This window comes from Halobacillus litoralis, assembly GCF_020524025.1.
In the GTDB taxonomy this organism is placed as follows: Bacteria; Bacillota; Bacilli; order Bacillales; family Halobacillaceae; genus Halobacillus; species Halobacillus litoralis_D.
Window position 1 is genome coordinate 957471 of record NZ_JAIVKN010000001.1, and the last position, 18612, is coordinate 976082.

At 39.4% G+C, this 18612-nt stretch carries 19 protein-coding genes; 8 read left to right on the plus strand and 11 right to left on the minus strand.

Annotated elements, in window-relative coordinates:
• Positions 1 to 3: 3 nt before the first annotated feature.
• The gene (locus LC036_RS05050; RefSeq protein WP_226579076.1) at positions 4 to 1965 is read right to left on the minus strand and encodes an AMP-binding protein; all 1962 of its coding nucleotides are present in this window, start codon (positions 1963 to 1965) and stop codon (positions 4 to 6) included.
• A 197-nt stretch (positions 1966 to 2162) separates the two neighbouring features.
• Here LC036_RS05050 and LC036_RS05055 point away from each other — a divergent pair, with 197 nt between their 5' ends.
• The 5 genes from LC036_RS05055 (at position 2163) to LC036_RS05075 (ending at position 8201) form a co-directional block, all read left to right on the plus strand.
• A complete protein-coding gene (locus LC036_RS05055; protein ID WP_226579078.1) occupies positions 2163 to 3647 on the plus strand; it encodes a flotillin family protein in 1485 nt (494 codons plus the stop codon).
• Between the two features lie 315 nt (positions 3648 to 3962).
• Positions 3963 to 5111, plus strand: coding sequence for an NAD-dependent epimerase/dehydratase family protein (locus LC036_RS05060; RefSeq protein ID WP_226579080.1), 1149 nt, complete (start codon positions 3963 to 3965; stop codon positions 5109 to 5111).
• A 13-nt stretch (positions 5112 to 5124) separates the two neighbouring features.
• Positions 5125 to 6288: a glycosyltransferase family 4 protein gene (locus tag LC036_RS05065; RefSeq protein WP_226579082.1), complete on the plus strand. Its 1164-nt coding sequence runs from the start codon at positions 5125 to 5127 to the stop codon at positions 6286 to 6288.
• Positions 6289 to 6624: 336 nt separating this feature from the next.
• Positions 6625 to 6888 (plus strand): hypothetical protein, encoded by a 264-nt coding sequence (locus LC036_RS05070; protein ID WP_226579084.1) that lies wholly within the window; start codon positions 6625 to 6627, stop codon positions 6886 to 6888.
• A gap of 770 nt (positions 6889 to 7658) precedes the next feature.
• Positions 7659 to 8201, plus strand: coding sequence for a hypothetical protein (locus LC036_RS05075; protein WP_226579087.1), 543 nt, complete (start codon positions 7659 to 7661; stop codon positions 8199 to 8201).
• A 15-nt stretch (positions 8202 to 8216) separates the two neighbouring features.
• Here the strand turns inward: LC036_RS05075 and LC036_RS05080 are convergent, their stop codons facing one another.
• Complete coding sequence (locus tag LC036_RS05080; protein ID WP_226579090.1) at positions 8217 to 9149, minus strand: exonuclease domain-containing protein; 933 nt, start codon at positions 9147 to 9149, stop codon at positions 8217 to 8219.
• An 87-nt stretch (positions 9150 to 9236) separates the two neighbouring features.
• Here LC036_RS05080 and LC036_RS05085 point away from each other — a divergent pair, with 87 nt between their 5' ends.
• Positions 9237 to 9386, plus strand: a complete 150-nt coding sequence (locus LC036_RS05085; RefSeq protein WP_226579093.1) for a hypothetical protein — start codon at positions 9237 to 9239, stop codon at positions 9384 to 9386.
• A gap of 202 nt (positions 9387 to 9588) precedes the next feature.
• Entirely contained in the window at positions 9589 to 9921 is a 333-nt protein-coding gene (locus LC036_RS05090) for a DUF3889 domain-containing protein (protein WP_226579096.1), read from the plus strand.
• Positions 9922 to 9955: 34 nt separating this feature from the next.
• On the opposite strand, the gene LC036_RS05095 is transcribed toward LC036_RS05090, so the two are convergent.
• Together LC036_RS05095 and msrB are read right to left on the minus strand one after the other, a co-directional pair.
• Positions 9956 to 10513, minus strand: a complete 558-nt coding sequence (locus LC036_RS05095; protein WP_226579099.1) for a nitroreductase — start codon at positions 10511 to 10513, stop codon at positions 9956 to 9958.
• A gap of 179 nt (positions 10514 to 10692) precedes the next feature.
• Positions 10693 to 11268, minus strand: coding sequence for a peptide-methionine (R)-S-oxide reductase MsrB (gene msrB / locus LC036_RS05100; protein WP_319004439.1), 576 nt, complete (start codon positions 11266 to 11268; stop codon positions 10693 to 10695).
• Between the two features lie 166 nt (positions 11269 to 11434).
• On the opposite strand from msrB, the gene LC036_RS18545 reads away from it, so the two are divergent.
• The gene (locus LC036_RS18545; protein WP_226579102.1) at positions 11435 to 11893 is read left to right on the plus strand and encodes a YusW family protein; all 459 of its coding nucleotides are present in this window, start codon (positions 11435 to 11437) and stop codon (positions 11891 to 11893) included.
• A gap of 84 nt (positions 11894 to 11977) precedes the next feature.
• Here the strand turns inward: LC036_RS18545 and LC036_RS05110 are convergent, their stop codons facing one another.
• The 7 genes from LC036_RS05110 to LC036_RS05140 all read right to left on the minus strand — a co-directional run bounded on the left by LC036_RS05110 (position 11978) and on the right by LC036_RS05140 (position 18610).
• Complete coding sequence (locus LC036_RS05110) at positions 11978 to 12826, minus strand: S1 RNA-binding domain-containing protein (protein ID WP_226579105.1); 849 nt, start codon at positions 12824 to 12826, stop codon at positions 11978 to 11980.
• Positions 12827 to 12962: 136 nt separating this feature from the next.
• Entirely contained in the window at positions 12963 to 13049 is an 87-nt protein-coding gene (locus tag LC036_RS05115; RefSeq protein ID WP_036820520.1) for a YjcZ family sporulation protein, read from the minus strand.
• A gap of 89 nt (positions 13050 to 13138) precedes the next feature.
• Positions 13139 to 14140 (minus strand): LLM class flavin-dependent oxidoreductase, encoded by a 1002-nt coding sequence (locus tag LC036_RS05120; protein WP_226579108.1) that lies wholly within the window; start codon positions 14138 to 14140, stop codon positions 13139 to 13141.
• Positions 14141 to 14152: 12 nt separating this feature from the next.
• Complete coding sequence (locus tag LC036_RS05125) at positions 14153 to 14533, minus strand: PadR family transcriptional regulator (protein WP_226579112.1); 381 nt, start codon at positions 14531 to 14533, stop codon at positions 14153 to 14155.
• A 149-nt stretch (positions 14534 to 14682) separates the two neighbouring features.
• The gene (locus LC036_RS05130; protein WP_226579115.1) at positions 14683 to 15675 is read right to left on the minus strand and encodes a zinc-binding dehydrogenase; all 993 of its coding nucleotides are present in this window, start codon (positions 15673 to 15675) and stop codon (positions 14683 to 14685) included.
• 135 nt (positions 15676 to 15810) lie between these two features.
• Positions 15811 to 16653 carry a LysM peptidoglycan-binding and 3D domain-containing protein gene (locus LC036_RS05135; protein WP_226579118.1) on the minus strand — a complete coding sequence of 281 codons (843 nt, stop codon included), beginning with the start codon at positions 16651 to 16653 and terminating at the stop codon, positions 15811 to 15813.
• Positions 16654 to 16993: 340 nt separating this feature from the next.
• Positions 16994 to 18610 (minus strand): ABC-F family ATP-binding cassette domain-containing protein, encoded by a 1617-nt coding sequence (locus tag LC036_RS05140; protein ID WP_226579121.1) that lies wholly within the window; start codon positions 18608 to 18610, stop codon positions 16994 to 16996.
• Between the last annotated feature and the right edge of the window lie 2 nt (positions 18611 to 18612).

Sequence of the window (18612 nt, forward strand, 5' to 3'; positions counted from 1 at the left end):
AAATTAAGGTCGTGATGAAAGATGCTGGCCGATACTGCGGATTTCATTGACAGTCTCAGGATTTTCGAGGGCGCTTAAGTCTCCTGATGGTCTATTAAGAAATGCGGATTTAATGGCGCGTCTCATGACTTTTGCATTACGCGTTTTAGGCAGATCATTCACAACATAGATTTCTTTTGGAGCTAATGCTTTTCCGAGCTTATGATGAAGAAGCCTGTGAAGCTCTTCCATTAACTCTTCAGACTTATGGCTGGATGGATTAAGAACGACAAAAGCCACAGGTTCTTCTCCTTTTAAGTTATGGGGAACTCCAATGACACCTGCTTCAATGACAGCTTCGTGCTCGACAAGGATAGACTCAACCTCTGCAGGTCCCAGCCGTTTACCAGCCACGTTTAGTACATCATCAGACCGGCCGGTAATTGTATAAAAGCCTTCTTTATCTCTTTTCACCCAGTCTCCATGCACCCACGTATCCTTAAAACGTCTCCAGTACGTTTCTTCATACCTTTCATCATCCTTATAAAAGCTCTGCGTCATACCTACCCATGGTTGTCTAAGGACAAGTTCGCCGACTTTATCTTGAAGCGGCTGTCCCGTTTCATCATAGACGCTTGCGTCCATTCCTGGAAGGGCCGCGTTAAAGGTAACCGGCTGAATAGGCTTTACGAGAACATTTCCAAGGATACCCCCTGATATTTCTGTACCACCAGAATAATTAAAAATAGGAACCTTTGAATTCCCTGCATGCTCAAATAACCAGCGCCAAGGTTCAGGGTTCCAAGGTTCACCGGTCGACCCGATAACTTTTAATGAACCTAGATCATGTTTGTGAATCCATTCTTCCCCGTGTTTCATCATTAGACGAACGAGTGTAGGCGAAATGCCTAAATGGCTGACTTCATATCGTTCCACTAGTTCCCATAAACGGTCAGGGTTTGGATAGTCAGGCGTACCTTCAAACATAACAATAGAAGCACCATTCACTAAACCTCCATATACGAGAAAGGGGCCCATCATCCAGCCCATATCTGTGTACCAGAATAAGGTATCTTCCTTCGTTACATCCATACAGATTCCTGCATCAAACGCCGCTTTTATAGGAAAACCGGCATGTGTATGGACGGCACCTTTAGGTGTGCCTGTCGTTCCAGACGTATAAATTAACATAAAAGGATCGTCTGGATTCTTCGTCACAGAATTGTAAACGGTTTCATTTTTCCGTAAATAAGACCAGGGAAGATCGCGATAATCGTTCCAATCCACTTCAATCCCTGAACGTTCGACCACAAAGACATGCTCAAGTGAAGGGCACTGATCGGCAGCTAAATCTGCTTCATCTTTCATATGGATGGTTTTTCCTCTACGATAGAAACCGTCCGCAGTTATGAGAGCTTTAGCTTTAGAAGCTTCTATCCTGGCTGCCAGGGCGTCTGCTTTATATCCTGAAAAGGCGGGGGAGAAAACAGCGCCGATTTTAGAAATGGCGAGCATCGCTATCAGTGTCTCAGGAATCATCGGCATATAAATTGTTACGATATCACCGTTTGTTATGCCATAACTTTCAAGGCCGTGGGCAACTGTGTCTACTTCTCTACGTAATTCTGCATAGGTATACTGCGCCTGATCCCCATTATCTCCTTCCCAAAAAAGAGCAGTCGCGTCTTTTTTCTGTACATCCTCCGACCATTTGTCGAGTGCATTATGGCAGGCATTTAGTTCACCACCGACAAACCACTTTGGATAAGCCTTTCCTTTAGATAGATCTAACGTTTTTTTATAGGGGGTATACCATTCTATTTCTAATTCCTTTACCGCCTCATCCCACATCCATTCAATGTCCTGTACGGATTTCTCATGAAACGTTTCATAATTTGTAATCCTGTGTTTCTTCATCCACTGATACAGGCGGGTCGATTCTTTATGTTGATTTGTAGGTGTCCAGGCGTTTGTATATGTACTCACATTTGTTTCCTCCTTTTTCTGAAAAGTCTTATATTTATTATAACTTATAGCAAGGGTTCAATGAACGTTTGTACATTTTTCACATAGAAATTATTAGAAGAAGATTGAAAATTACTTGAAACTTCTACAGGGTGTTATTCGGTATGTAATAAAACGCTGATTATTTAGATCAGGGAAATGAAAAAGGAGTGGATGGTATGTTTGAAGGAGCTTTATTCTTCTTAATTTTAGGAGTGATCGGAGTCGTCGCTCTTATTGCTGGTATCGCAACCTTTATTATTTTTCGTCTGCGCTACAAGACAGCAAGTTCAAATGAAGCCTTAATTGTGACAGGACCAAAACTTGGGGACCCTGAACAGGAAAAAAATGTGTTTGAGGATGACAATGGGCGTTCTGTGAAAATCATTCGGGGCGGGGGTTACCGGTTACGGATGTTCCAAACAGCAACCCCGATTGATTTGACTTCTTTTCAATTGCAGGTAAACTCTGAAAAAGCTTATACCAAAGAAGGGATTCCTGTACGTGTTGCGAGTACAGCTGTCATCAGCATCGGAAGTGAACTGGAGATTATGGCAAACTTTGCTGAGAAGTTTCTCGGCAAAAAACAAAAAGAGCGGGAATCTGAGTTGAAAGACGTATTAAATGGACATTTACGATCCATCATTGCTTCACTGCCTATTGAAAAAATTTATAACGACTTTAAGGAAGTTAATACACAAGTGAAGAAAATTGCTGAATCGGACCTAAAAGGAATGGGGTTTGAAATTACCTCTTTTGCACTTAATGATGTAGAAGACGTGGATGTTGAAAATGGATACATAGACGCGCTTGGCCGTCCCCATATCGCTGAGGTTCAGAAAAAAGCAAACATGGCGGAATCAGATGCCACGAAAGAGACAAGAATCTACCAGGCAAAAAATGATCAGGAAGCCCAGGATGAAGAAAACCGCCGTTTAACAGCGGTTGCAGCTTCTACAAAAGAAAAGGATATTAAAGAAGCGGAGTTCCAGACAGAAACCAACCGTGCAAGAGCGAATGCAGATCAGGCCGGAGAGCTTGAAAGGCAGAAACTAGCACAGCAGATCAAAGAAGAAGAATTGAAGGTGCAGTACATCGAGAAGCAAAGGGCAGTAGAACTGGAAGAAGAGGAAAACAAACGGAGACGCTCCATTGCAGATGCTGAAGCTTATGAAGTGACCAAGCGTGCACAGGCAGAAGCGGATAATGAGAGAATTAAAGGGGAATCAGAGGCAGAAGTCATCCGACAACGAGGAATTGCTGAAGCGGAATCTAAGGAACGTATGGCTAAAGCTATGGAACAATACGGAGAAGCAGCGATCATGGAAATGCTCATTAATGTCTTGCCGGACTATGCAGAGAAAGTTTCTGCTCCGATTAGTCAAATTAAAGACATGAAAGTCATTGATATGGGTGGATCAGCCTCACAAGGTGGTTCAGCTAAAGTAGCTAATAGTGTGACGTCTACCATGTTAGGCATCCAGGAATCTCTTAAGGAAACAACAGGGATGGATTTAAAGGCGATGCTTGAAAGTTATGTCTCACGTGGAGCGGTTCATAACTTCACAGGAGCAGCAACAGATTCTAATAAAGAAGTGGCTGCTGCTAAGGAAGAAGACCAGGAAAAGCTGAACCAGACAGAAACAAACAAAACTTCCGAATAACAAAATCACCTGTAGAGACCAAAACTCTACAGGTGATTTTTAAAATTTCACGTTTAACAGTCAATAGTATTGGGGAATAAAGGAGTCAGGTCTCAAAAAAGCGAGAATGCTGTCGATTTCCTTACATAATAAATGGAGTTTAACAAAGAAATAATTGTTTCAAAATTGAATTAATGGTAAAGTCAAAAACGTAGAGACCATGACTATGAGTGCGTATACATAAAGAAGCTCATTTGCATTTGTATCCAGCTGATAGTTAAACGTGTTGCTCTATAAAGGGAAACGGGTATGCAAGACGTAACTAGGAGGTAGATTATGAGAATTATTGTAGCAGGGGGAGATGGTTTTTGCGGTTGGCCGACTGCACTATACCTATCCAAGCAAGGTCATGATGTAACCATTGTTGATAATTTAGTACGCAGAAAGTATGATGATGAACTGCGTTCAAACTCCGTAACACCGATTGCTTCACTTGAAGACCGTGTAGCTAAGTGGAAAGAGGTATCTGGAAAAGAAATAAAAACGTTCATTGGCGATTTGAATCACTATGACTTTTTAAGTGAAGTGTTCCGCCAGGTTCAGCCGGAAGCCTTTGTCCACTTTGCAGAACAACGTTCGGCTCCATATTCAATGATTGATCGGGAGCACGCGGTTTATACTCAAACAAATAACGTAATGGGGAACTTAAATGTGCTTTATGCCATTAAGGAATTTGCACCGGAATGCCATTTGATAAAACTTGGTACAATGGGCGAATACGGTACCCCTAACATTGATATTGAAGAAGGATACATTGAAATTGAACATAAAGGACGTAAAGACACCCTTCCATATCCAAAACAGCCAGGTTCTTTCTATCACCTGTCTAAAGTGCATGACAGTCACAATATCATGTTTGCATGTAAGATCTGGGGTATTCGTGCCACTGACTTAAACCAGGGGATTGTATACGGTCTACATACCGAGGAAACACGTATGGATCCAATGCTTGTAAACCGTGTCGATTATGATGGGGTTTTTGGAACGGCTCTAAACCGTTTTATCAATCAAGCTGCTATTGGACATGATATAACTGTATACGGATCTGGTGGACAGACACGTGCATTTTTAAATATTGAAGATACCGTCCGCTGTGTGGAAATTGCAGCAGAAAATCCTGCAGATCAAGGAGAATTCAGAGTCTTCAACCAGTTTACAGAATGGTTCTCTGTTCAGGAGCTGGCTGAGCGGGTTCATAAAATCGCTCAAGAAGAAGGCTTAACAACAGAAGTGAAGAAGATTGAAAATCCTCGAATTGAAAACGAAGATCATTATTATAATGCTGTGAACACGAAGCTTCGCGATCTTGGTTTAGAACCTCATCTGCTTACAGACGATGTCATTCGAGACATTCTCCGCACAGCTGTTGAAAATAAAGATCGAATTATTCAAGAGAACGTATTGCCGTCAATCACTTGGAAGTAAGGAGTTTTCCGCTTTGAAAATCGCCATAATCACAGAAACTTTCCTACCATCTACAGATGGAGTAGTTACACGACTAAAGGAATCAATTAAATACCTTAGAAGTCAAGAGCACGAAGTTGTCGTCATTGCTCCAGATCTTGGTGTGACGGAATACGAAGGGGCGATTGTTGAAGGGGTTAAAACCACAAAAATGCCTTTCTACCGTTCTCGTGAGTTCAGTATGCCACAGCGTAAAGTAAGGGACCTGCTGATCAAGCACGACCCTGACCTCGTTCATGTGGTCAATCCAGCTTTAGTGGGTGTGTCAGGAGTATATTACGCTGACAAGCTGAATTACCCGCTCATAGCATCTTACCATACGCATGTGCCGAAATATTTGGACTACTATCGATTGTATCCATTCAAGCCGCTGGTTTGGTGGTATTTCCGCAAACTGCACAATTATGCCCATGTAAACTTGTGTACATCCAGAGCGATAAAAAAAGAACTGGATGCCAAGAACTTTCATAATGTAAGTGTGTGGGACAGAGGGGTAGCCGTTGATCATTACCATCCTCGTCATAAAAATGAAGAGATGCGTGAAAGGTTATCTGGTGGAAAACCAGAGAATAAGCTGCTCGTATTTGTTGGACGACTGGCTCCTGAAAAGGAAATCCATAAAATCAGACCATTGTTGGAACAAAGAGAGGATATTTCGTTAGCTATTGTGGGAGATGGGCCGGTAAAAGATGAACTGGTCCGTACTTTTGAAGGTACCAATACGGTATTTACTGGACTATTACATGGTGATGAACTTGCACAGGCTTTTTCCTCTTCCGATGCTTTGATTTTCCCATCAGTTACAGAGACGTTAGGACTTGTTATATTAGAGTCCATGGCTTCAGGTCTGCCCGTTATTGCTGCCAAAAGCGGTCCAACGATGGAGCAGGTAGAAGACGGGAAAACGGGCTTGTTGTTTGAAAATGAGAATACAGCCAGCATGATTGAGGCGATCAAACGACTTGAAGACGGAGACCTTTACGAAACTTTATGTAAAAACGCAAGGATAGAAGCAGAAAAGCACAGCTGGCAGAAACCATCTGAGCAGATCCTTGATTATTATTATCAAACCTTAAAGGTCTATGAAGAAAGTCGCGCCGGATCATCAAAAAAAACTAAAATAAAAGCCACAGAGTAAAATCTCTGTGGCTTTTATTTTGTAGAACTTTATATAAAAACTTAGTAGCAACTCAGATAAATAAGAAAGAAATAAGAGAACATACGTTCTTAATGGGCGAATCGGGCACTTTTTACACTTTTTCTGAATATTCTCACTTTGAACTTAGTAGCAACTCCGAAAACTAAAGAAAAAAACAATCAATAACAGGATCAACATGAATTCAGAAACGAAGCAGCTATCATACTAGTATCAATGCTTAACTTATCTTAAAGGAAACACATTTGTTTTACAATGGTCTCATAAAGTTCTTCGTTCATGCCACACTAATGGTAACAAAGGAAGAGGTGGGATCTTATGGAATGGAAAGGCAAAATTATCTCAGGTGAGTTTGAAGATCAAGGTGAAGATTTTATTCTTCATCAAGTGAAACATTTTTCTACAACATCGACATTAAATGAAAGCCAGGTAAACTCAATCTACAATTACTTAAGTAAAGCTGAGAGTGATCGTGATGGTCAGATTTTAACATTGAATGATCAAATGTTAATTCGCTTAAGTCAAGAAGAAATTCGTCTGGTGATGGATGATTTGGAATATATTCGTTCTCAATATGAGTAATGAAGAGATAACTGTCCAGAACAGCAGCTCGTAAATAACGATTTATATGTACAAAACAAGAGACATTTCAAGGGATTTTTTGCAGCAGATTCACATGAATGTCAAAGTGTTTAAATGTAATAAATAACCGTAATAGAAACCTGTGAATTTTTATTCCGTCTCAATATCATAAGTATACTTAGTTTTTGAGATACAACTTATCATTTTATGATTACTCAGTATAATATATATTATGTAAACTAAGATAAAAAACACAAGAAAGGCAATATGATAAACCTTACTCTACCTTTTCTTTCTAATATATTCTTACGTTAAATTGTCAGTCGTATCTTCTTCTTAACTCTTCACTTTATGCTGCTTTTCATTTCCATGATGATCATGAATTCACATGATAATTACAAGGTTATTTATACGCTGCCTCTATATCATTATTTTATTACTTGTATTACGGACTGATTATGGTCTAACTGGATAAAATCTTTTAATATTGCTGGTTTACTTTGTACTTAATCGTTTTTTAATTGAACGTTTTAAATTATACGAACATTTGTTCTGGGGTCCGTATTTTCAGCACTTATATGGATTTTCATGGATTTAAATAAATCCAATGGTTAAAATACAACAATTACTGCCGTATTGTTCGATATATAAGACCTAAAATGATGTAAGGAGCGTAGTTTACCATACTCCTTCCCTCTTCAGTAAAATTAGTTGAGTTTTGACCTCTTTTCTTCTACGATATAGAAAAGAATTGTAAAGGAACGGTGGTTGTGAAAAACATTTTTTTAGCAGTGCTCTCTCTTATTGCCTTTCTATTTCTGCGTCCAAAAAAAGTAAAAGCACCTACAATAAAGACTTCGAATGATTTATATCCTGGCACCGATTGTGCAATTATGGCTGGGGACTTACTGTTTTCCCCTATTGGAAAAAGCGAATCTAAATATGTCGGCCATGTTGGATTTGTTATGGATACAAATGAAGTTGTCCATTCAATCCCTTCTGGTTTAGCCAGAGATTCCATTTCAACCTATTTTAAGAAGTTCAGGGGTATCACCCTGTATCGGCCGAAAAGTACTCAGTCCGGCTCTATAGCCGCATTATATATGGAGGATTTGTTCGCCACGTATCCTAAGGCTCTTTACAGAGTCTGGACCCCCTTAGGGACATCGGACTATGAGCAATATTGTACAAAACTGGTCTGGCAGGCTTATTATTTTGGATCCAATATAAACCTTGGACACTTACCTCTTTCAGCTAAAGCTGTACATCCAGTAAGAATTAAGGATCGTAAATACTTAAAGCGAAAATGGTAAAGAAACGCTCATCGATTAGTTTGATGAGCGTTTCAAATGTTGTAAAAATTCGTTTTCTGGCAGAATTTCTATAGGGTAGCCCTGGCTTAGCAAGGTTTCAGCCCTCTCTAATTTAGTTGTTTTTTTGCCGGCTTTGTACTGCTCGTAGGTTCGCTTGCCTACCACAATAAAATTAGTTGTCGATTCAACTTCCGGCTGCCATTTAGCCCCGGCGTCCACGACCTTCTGGACAGCTTCATCTCTTTTCATATCATCAAGCCTGCCTGTAAAGACGATAGATGCATTGTAATATGGATGTGTCTGATCAAACTCTGTTGTAGCTGCTACATAGGCTTGAGGCACAGGTTTACGCGCTTTTTTCCTTTTATTTATCCGAGCTGCTTCATAGCCCCCTTCGTACATCATCCCATTGGTAGTGCCGGTCTTTTCAATAAGTTCTTTACTGTTAGAGGCCCCTAGTTCGTCCTTTGCACATAAAAAGATATGAGCGCATGCTTTCGCATCTTCCAGAGCATGGTGGTGATTAAACGTAAAACCAAGATGCTTGGAAACAATATTTAAGTTGTACTTGGGAAGCTGCCAAGTCTTTTTGGAAATGTTTACTGTGCAGTTATAAGCGAGCATTGGATAAGATAAGTTATACTCATCAAGAACAGCCCTTAAAACACCCATATCAAATTGTGCATTATGAGCAATGACAAGCTTGCCTTCTATGATTGGCTTAATTTCATTTTCCCATAAAACATCAAACGTATGGGCATCTGCTACATCGTCTTTGGTTATGCCATGAACCCTCACATTGATGGGGGCAAAGAAATTCTTTTTTGGTTTAACAAGTCTGTAATATTCCCTCTTCAGGTCACCATTTTCATATTCCACTAACCCGATAGAACAAACGGATGACCGGGAGGCGTTTGCTGTTTCAAAATCAAGAGCTACAAAGTTCATATGATACTCCTTTTTATTCTTGGTTATACCCATCATAAAATGATTAGCTTCATTCGTCTAACAATAAACAACAGGTGGATAAAGAAAATGCATCTGCCGATGATAAAAGGAAAGGAGTTTATTGAGATGCCTTTTGATTATGCAGAGCTTCCAAAAGATCAATTGAAACGAATTACAGAATTGGAAGAGCAATTAAATGTTGTTTTAATCGCTTATGATTCAAAGTATATAGATTAAAAAAAGGCCTCATTTTTATGGGGCTTTTTTTAATCAACCCGATTGTATGAAGAATGCCCTCTCTCTTATGATTTCAAGCTCCTGAAGAAATCGCCTGCTTAATCAGGTATTCAAATACAGTTTTAGGTTTAAACTTCCTATCACGTCTTTAGAATATTTTTTTCCAACGGTTGAAGGATAACAATAGGAAAGGAGGGATCACATGAAAGCAAAACCATTTAAAGGGGTCGTTTTTTTGTTGGTACTTGTTTTTCTATCGTTATCTTTCAACCATGTATTCGCCCAGCCGGAATACGCTAAATGGGGAAAGACTGCAGTAGAAGAAACAGCGAAAGAATACCCGGAGTGGAAATTAATCAATTACGATTATAATGGCAAAGTGGTTATTTCAGAGGAAAGAACTCAGTACAATTTCAAATTGACTTTAGAAAGTGATGAGGAACAGAAAAAACAGGTGTTAGTCTATGTGCTTGTGAATCCGAAAACCGATCAGCTTTCTGAAGTTCAATTTGATGAGATATCTGGGTCATCTTAAAAAAAGCACACCGTATTGCAGGTGTGCTTTTTTGTTATTGTTTTTTGTATATAGAAAACTTTTCTTGAATGGGCGTTCTTTTTTTAGGTTTTGGCTGCTGATCAAAAAAGCCTAAATGGATAAAGCCTACAATTTTTTCACCGGCTTCGACACCCAATAAGTCACGGACTTTTGGCTCATGAATCTGAGCGTCTGTTTTCCAAACAACGCCGAGCTGCCTTTCCCAGGCAAGCAGCTGAAAGTTCTGCAGTAAACAGCTGATTGCACCAAAATTTTCTTCCCATTGCTTTTGTCTTGGATCCACTGTCATGACTGGAATAAGAAAAGCTGCCGGTTTACTGAAATACTCCCGCCTGTTCTCCCGCATTTCAAGAGGGAATGTTTGAACGAGTGATTCAACAAAGGATTCCTTTTCTTCTGAAGGTATATAAATAAATCTCCAAGGTTCGCGCAAACCGTGTGTTGGAGCCCAGCGGGCATCATCCAAAAGTTCTTTAACTAATTCAGTTGGTACTGGCTTTTCTGAATAGCCATTTTTCACGGAGCGACGCTCTCTTATTATGTTTGCTAAATTTGATTTTGTTTGTTCCATGCGTATCACCTACATTATCTAAGTATTTTATTAAGGGTAAAGCTAAGGTTCCCTTAAATTCTGTCAAGGTTATCTTCTTTACTTACCCCCTTCTTCTATTCTATATGAAAGAATCACTATAGAACAGTACTGAAATCCACAAAATAAAAAGAGACAGGCGATGCGCCCGTCTCTTCATTCTATTTTTTGAATGTGTCTAAAAAATCTCCATATCCCTTTTCTTCCATTTGATCCTTCGGGATAAATTCCATAGCTGCACTATTCATGCAGTACCGCAGACCTGTTGGTTCAGGACCGTCATTAAATACGTGACCGAGGTGACTGTCCGCGCCTTTACTGCGGACCTCTGTACGCGTGCCGAAAATTCCTGGATCATCTTTTGTTACAATATTCTCATCTACGAGAGGCTTCGTGAAACTAGGCCATCCCGTTCCGGAATCATATTTATCTCGGGAACTAAATAAAGGCTCCCCCGATACGATATCCACATATATTCCTTCTTCTTTATTGTCATAATACGGATTATTAAAAGCTTTTTCCGTACCATCTTTTTGAGTAACTTCATATTGAATATCACTAAGTTCTTCTTTCAGCTCGATTTTGGTATACTCGACTTGTTTTCCTTTATACATTTGAATAACTTTTTTCGTTTGATCTTTTTCATCCTTTTCTGATGACTCTCCAGAACTCTTGTTATAGGAAAAGATACCAATTCCGCCAATAAAAAGCAGTAAAATAAGTGTCCACCCAATCATTTTTTTCACATCGCTCCCCTCCTGAGAGAAAGCTTTACTATCCTTATTTTAACATGCCTTTGATAGTTAAAGGAATTCTTGTGCATCCTTGAAATGACCTAAATGTGTTATGAAATCTTTCCATTAAGGTCATGATAGGAAGAGAATGCCATTGGAGGGATAGGAAGTGTTTAAATACTTTTATGGAAGTTTAGTCATCTTATTTCTAATTGTCTTATCTGCCTGCGGAGGGAAAGCTCAGGATGAAGCAATAAATCAGCCTCAACCTGCCAATTTTGAAAATGTTACTTATGATACTGCTAAAAAAACGTCTAAAGCATTTAATTTTACTACATTTGAGTTGGAAGTCGATTATGCAGATACGCTCTCTTATAAAGTAGATTATGTTTACAATAAGGAACAAACAAAAGCTGTTATCCACGAGATTGGAGAAGAAAGCATATCTGGAGAGAAAGCAATGAATCAGCTGACTCCCCTGCTCAGAGAATTGAGTTTTGATGAAAGCTCAACAGAGAACGAAGTGATTCATGATGTATTTAACGTATTCGGTCTTGATGAGACATTTAAGGAGTTTAATCTGCGAGTCGTATTTCAGAGCGGCGAACAAAAAGAGTACAGAAGGTAGAAAAACAAGCCAGAGGTCATTTAACGACTTAATGGCTTGTTTTTTTTATTTTTATTCGGAGTTGCTACTAAGTTTGAAGTCAGATTAGTTATGCTTAATAGTGGTTTTCCCGTCTTTTTGTTCAATTTTATCTTGTTTCATTAATTGACCTAGCGCACGTTTAAAAGCAGCTTTACTAATTTTAAATGTATCCCTTATTTCTTCTGGAGAACTCTTATCATGAAGGTACATGACACCATCATTTTCAAGCAGATAGTCATAGATGGCTTCTGCATCCTCCGTTATCCCCTCTTGTTTTAACGGACGTAAAGAAAGATTAATGGTGCCATCTTCTTTCACATCAATCACCCGTGCGGTGATGGTTTCTCCTAATCTTGGTTCTTCTTTTCTCTCCGTTGGATGAATAAATCCTCTATATCCTTCACCGGTTAATACAGCGGATCCAGCTTTAGTGGAACGATAGACACGTGCGGTTACCTCTTGGTTTAAAAGACTTTTTGGAGCTTCTTCTAAGTCGTCCAATACTTCCTGTTCACTGATTGGTTCAGCTAAAAGTCTTCCTTTTTTATCAAGTTCCAGGCTTAGGAAGAGGTTGTCCCCTTCTTTTGGCCAGACAGACTTGAAGAGTGGAAGATGGTCTGATGATACAAGAATATCTTTATCAGGCAGGCCGATGTCCACAAAGACACCCATATTTGGGATGACCTCAACGACTTCCGCCCAGCCATATGACTCCCGTGTAGCTTCTGGAATCTCTAGGGTTGCTTGGTTGTCACCCTTTTTATTTGTATATAGGAAACATTGTACATTTTGATTTAACTCCATGTTTTCAGATATTTCCTCTTCCGGAATGAAAAATTCTTTATCATTTACATTTAAAATAAATCCATTCGTTACTTTCTTTTTTAGGGTTGCTGATTGAACAGTTCCCAATAGGTTCTCATTATTCAATACTTTTCATCCTTTTTTGACACGTAATGTTACTTATTATAGCTCATTTCAATTCCTTTTAAAATGGATGATATCTATGTACATGAAAAAAGCGTGGCATCAGCCACGCTTTTGAAGCTTAATACAACCAAGAAGCTCCTACAATAATTAGGAGAATAAACAATACTACGATTAGCGCAAAGCCTCCACCATAACCTTTACTCATTCCAATTCCCCCCTTCTCTTTTTATATATGAGGGTTGTTGAGAAATGGTATGGGTAAAAGGAGGAGTTCCTTTAGGTTTCTATATAAAATCAGTTAAATCGGCTGGAAATAAGCTTATAAGAGTTCTTTTTGGCCTCGAAATCGAAGATGTTGGTAATAATCATAAATTCATCCGTCTGATATAACTTAGAAAGACTTTTCAACTTCTGTTCTATATGCTCCGGTGTACCAATTAGACACCGCCTGCGATTATGATGTACTTTTTTTAGTTCTTTTTCTGTGTAAGGATAATTTTCTGCTTCTTCAATGGAAGGTATCCTTGTATCTAATCCTTTCTCAACCTGTATAAGCCACAGATCCTGACTTAAGGCCAATTTCTCTGCTTCCTCCTTTGTTTCTGCGCAGACCACAAAGATACACACATTGACTTTAGGGGTATTTAAGCGGGTGGAAGGCTTGAATTTATCCCGATATGTTTGTAAGGTATCTTCTGCATGATCAGGATTTATAAAATATCCATAGGTAAACCCGGTCCCGTTTACAGCTGCATGCCTTGCCCCTCGAGCTGTTAACCCCAGAATCCAAGTTTCAGGCTGGCAGGAAGTATCCGGCCTGGCTGTAACACCAAAATATGCACTTCCTTTTGGAATTTCACCATATAAAAACTGTTGAAGTTCTTTTACCTGCCTTGAGAAAGAACTCAATGGTTTCTCAAGGCCATCTGTTAGAGCAAGTCTTGTTTTTGGTCCTCCTCCGGGCGAGCGTCCTAAACCAAGGTCGATTCTTCCTGGATAGAAAGCCTCAAGCATTCTAAAGTTTTCCGCTACCTTTAAAGGACTATATTGAGGAAGAAGGACTCCACCAGAACCAACTCTTATATGATTTGTAGCTCCTGCAATCTGTCCAATAAGTATTTCAGGTGAAGAACCTGCTAAACCATTCGTGCTATGATGCTCAGCTACCCAATAGCGATAATAACCCAGCTTTTCTGTATACTGCGCTAACTCAATTGTCTGTTGTAAGGATTCTTCTGCTGTGTTTCCTTTTGAAATCGGGCTTTGATCTAATACACTGAGCTTCAATTCAAACATCCTTCCCCGCCATTAACGGTAAACATCGTCCATAATTTTCTTTAGTATCTGCATTTGCTCTTCAAATAAAAGTTTGTACCGCTTCTTTAATACATCAAACTCTTCTTTTCCTTGATCTGTGAGGGAATACCAATATACTTTTTGTCTTTTTTTATCATGTGATTTATAATCTTCTTTTCGGTATAATAATCCTTGCTCTGTCATTTCGTGCAGGGTGTCCAGCAAGGTCGAAGGTGCAGGAATCCAGTTTGTTGTCAGTTTTTTAAACTCTGTTTTGAAATGTTCGCTGATCATTGGCTGATGAATCTGCAGCAGATGCATAATATAAAACTTCGTAAATTGAGCCGCACTCATATTCAATGCAAAACGTTTCGGATTATTTTTGTGTGACAAGTTGATCCTTCCCTTCTTTTAAAGTAGCTCTTTCTATTATTCTACTATAAAAGATGGTAGATTTGTCCAACCATACGCACATTCGTTCGGTTTATTGATTTTTTATTTCTTTGTTTTCGGAGTTGCTACTAAGTTTTAAGTAAGAACTATTAAAGTACAAAACCTATCTTCCCAAAGTTCTTGGTTTCTTCAATATATTCGAACGCTTGTTTGTATTCATCAATCGTAAACAAGCGATCGATTTTAGGATGGATTTTATGTCTTCTCACAAAAGAAAGCATTTCTCTAAATTCTTCTGCACTTCCCATGGTCGATCCTAGTAAATTATACTGTCCATAAAAGAACTGCCGAATGTTAATAGTTACTTCATCCTCTGTTGTGGACCCGAAGGTAACAATGGTTCCTCCTTTTTTTACAGTGGCTATTGACTTATTAAAAGTGGCTTGACCAATACTTTCAATTAATAGATCTACGCTTTCTGATGAAAGTGCAGTTGTCCAGTCATCGTTCGTTGATATAGCTACATCTGCACCAAGCTTAAGAGCCTCTATTTGTTTTTCTTTCGATCTGGAAGTAACAATGACACGTGCTCCGGCCGCTTTAGCGAATTTCAGAATGTAGGTAAGAACACCACTGCCGATTCCAGGCAGCATCACCGTTTGACCCGCTTCAAGCTTTCCTCTGGTAAACAGAGCACGGTAAGCAGTTAACGCTGCTAAAGGAAGAACGCCTGCTTCTTCATATGATAAGTGCTCCGGTTTTTTCTCTACATGGTCTTCCGTACACACGTAATACTCAGCAAATGTTCCGTGGTCAGGCAGACCTACGATTTCAAACCCTTCAGGTGGCGCTTCACTGTTCTTCTCCCATCCTAAACCAGGGTTCACAACAACTTCATCCCCCACATGAAACCTTGTTACCTTATCTCCCACCGCTTCTATTACACCAGATGCATCTGAACCCGGAATAAGCGCTGGATCTTCAGGTTGATGCCTCTTTGTAATAACAGCTAAATCTCTTCGGTTCATTCCGGCCGTATGTATTTTAACCCGGATATTGTTTCCCTGCACCTCTGGTTTATTCATCTCTCTTATGCTCAATCCTTCGACACCTGTGTTACCTTCATGGACGATTGCTTTCATTAAAAAGAACCCCTCTCTGCCTTCGTTTGTATTTAGTCTATCAATAAGTTTTTTTAGTTCAAAGTCAAAACCCTTCCGTTCACAGAAAAAAAGTCCTTCCTGTAGATAGGAAGGACTTTTAATAATTCAATGTTATTATTGAGCCAGAACTTGAACTTTGACAGATTTTCTACCGAAGTCTAAAGCGTCATTACGGTCAGCCATAAATACATCAATACGGTTTCCATTGATTGCGCCGCCTGTGTCCCCGGCAATGGCTACACCATAACCTTCAACATAAACTTTTGAGCCTAGAGGAATGACATTAGGATCGACAGCGATCACTTTTTGATTAGGATTTGCTTTCAAGTCAATACCTGTTGCCGTTACTCCGCTGCAGCCCGTGCAATAAGCTGTATAAGCAGTAGCTTCCGCTGTAAACTCTTTAATTACATCGTTGCTTGTACCTTGTTTAGTACTTGCGTGCTCCGCTGAAGACGTATTAGAGCTCGCCTCACTAGCGCTGGACTGAGACTGGCTTGAACTGCTGGTAGTACTTGTGCTTGGAGCCGGTGCTTTAGCTTTTACAGCTTGTCCGTCTACTTTAAATTGATCGCCTGGATAAATGAGGGTAGAAGATAAGTTATTCCACGCCATCAACTGATCAACAGAAATATTGAATTTTTGACTGATAGCAAACAACGTATCTCCAGATTTAACGGTATAAGTGGATGCATTTGAAGATTGATTAGCTGAAGAATTAGATGAATTTGAATGATTGCTTGAAATAGATAGTGTTTGGTTTGGATAGATAAGATTAGAGTTTAGATTGTTGATAGATTTTAAAGTATCTACAGAAACGTTATATTGTTGTGAGATGCTCCAAAGAGTATCTCCTTTATTAATAGTATATTGTTCACTTTCGTGGGCACTTACGGATGTGGCAAATGCTCCAGTTAAAGCTACGGTCGCTGCAACAGAAAATACAGTTTTTTTCATGAAATTCTGCCTCCCCTTGAGTGTTCGTATTCGATCTTTTTTTGTTGTGATCGACTTACAATTACTAGAATAACAGAATACTGGTAAATTTTAAGAACAAACAAGCAACAGTTTGGTTTCAAACATAACAGCTATATTTCACAGGGATTACAGCACTAGACTATTGTATGTATCAGTACCATAAAAACCGGTTTTAACCACTAATACGACATATTTCAACAAAATTAACAGAAACGAATGCCCTTATACCTGTTTTTCCTTTTAATAGAATCCTATCTATTATTGCAGAATTTCCTCAATAAAATAAAAAACCTGTCACATGGGTGACAGGTTTTTAACATTATGCGTATTTAGCAGCTACTTGTTTTTGAACTTCCGGATCGTTTAAAAATTCATCATAGCTCATTTCTTTATCAATGATACCATTTGGTGTAATTTCAATAATCCGGTTGGCAATCGTTTGAATAAACTCATGGTCATGTGATGCGAAGATGACAGACCCTTTGAAGTTAATCAATCCTTTGTTCAAGGAAGTAATGGACTCCAGATCCAAGTGGTTGGTAGGCTCATCCAATAGAAGAACGTTTGCGCCGGAAAGCATCATTTTGGACAGCATACAGCGTACTTTTTCTCCACCTGAAAGTACATTTGCTTTCTTCAATGCTTCTTCACCAGAAAACAGCATGCGTCCGAGGAAACCGCGAAGGAACGTTTCTGTTTCATCTTCTGGTGAATACTGACGAAGCCACTCAACAAGGTTCAAATTTGAATCGAAGAACTCGGAGTTGTCTTTAGGGAAGTAGCTTTGAGATGTGGTAATCCCCCATTTAAATGTTCCTTCATCTGGCTCAATTTCTCCCATTAGAATTTGGAACAACGTTGTCTTCGCAGTTTCATGTGCTCCGACTAAAGCTACTTTATCGTCTTTATTTAACGTAAAGCTCACTCGATCCAGCACTTTAACGCCGTCGATCGTCTTGGACAGATTTTCAACGGTTAATAGATCATTTCCGATTTCACGGTCCGCGTTAAAGGCAATATACGGATACTTACGAGATGAAGGCTGAATATCATCCAGAGTTATCTTATCAAGGAGCTTTTTACGTGACGTTGCCTGTTTAGATTTCGAAGCGTTGGCACTAAACCTGGCAATAAACTCTTTCAGGTCATTGATCTTCTCTTCTTTTTTCTTATTTTGTTCTTGAGCCATCTTCATCGCCAGCTGACTGGACTCATACCAGAAGTCGTAGTTACCTACATAAATTTGAATTTTACCAAAGTCGAGGTCTGCGATGTGAGTACACACATTGTTTAAGAAGTGACGGTCGTGAGAAACCACGATTACCGTATTCTCAAAGTCGATTAAGAAGTCTTCCAGCCACTGAATGGCTTTAATATCCAAGTGGTTGGTAGGCTCATCAAGAAGAAGGACATCAGGATTACCGAATAGTGCTTGAGCAAGAAGAACTTTTACTTTTTCAGATCCTGCAAGTTCACTCATCTGCTTATCATGAAGGGCTTCTCCAATACCTAAACCTTTCAATAAGCGAGCAGCATCCGAATCCGCTTCCCATCCGTTCATCTCAGCAAATTCACCTTCTAGTTCTGCCGCACGCATACCATCTTCTTCTGTGAAGTCGCCTTTCATATAGATGGCGTCTTTCTCTTTCATTACTTCATAAAGACGAGTATGACCCATAATGACTGTTTCTAATACTTGATATTCGTCATATTCAAAATGGTTTTGTTTAAGAACAGCCAGACGCTGATCATTTTTAAGGCTGACATCTCCCGTTTGCGGTTCGATTTCACCACTTAGAATTTTTAGGAATGTTGACTTACCTGCTCCGTTGGCTCCGATTAGACCATAGCAGTTTCCCGGTGTGAATTTTATATTGACGTCTTCGAATAATTTCTGGTCACCAAAACGAAGACCTACATTATTAACAGTTAACATAT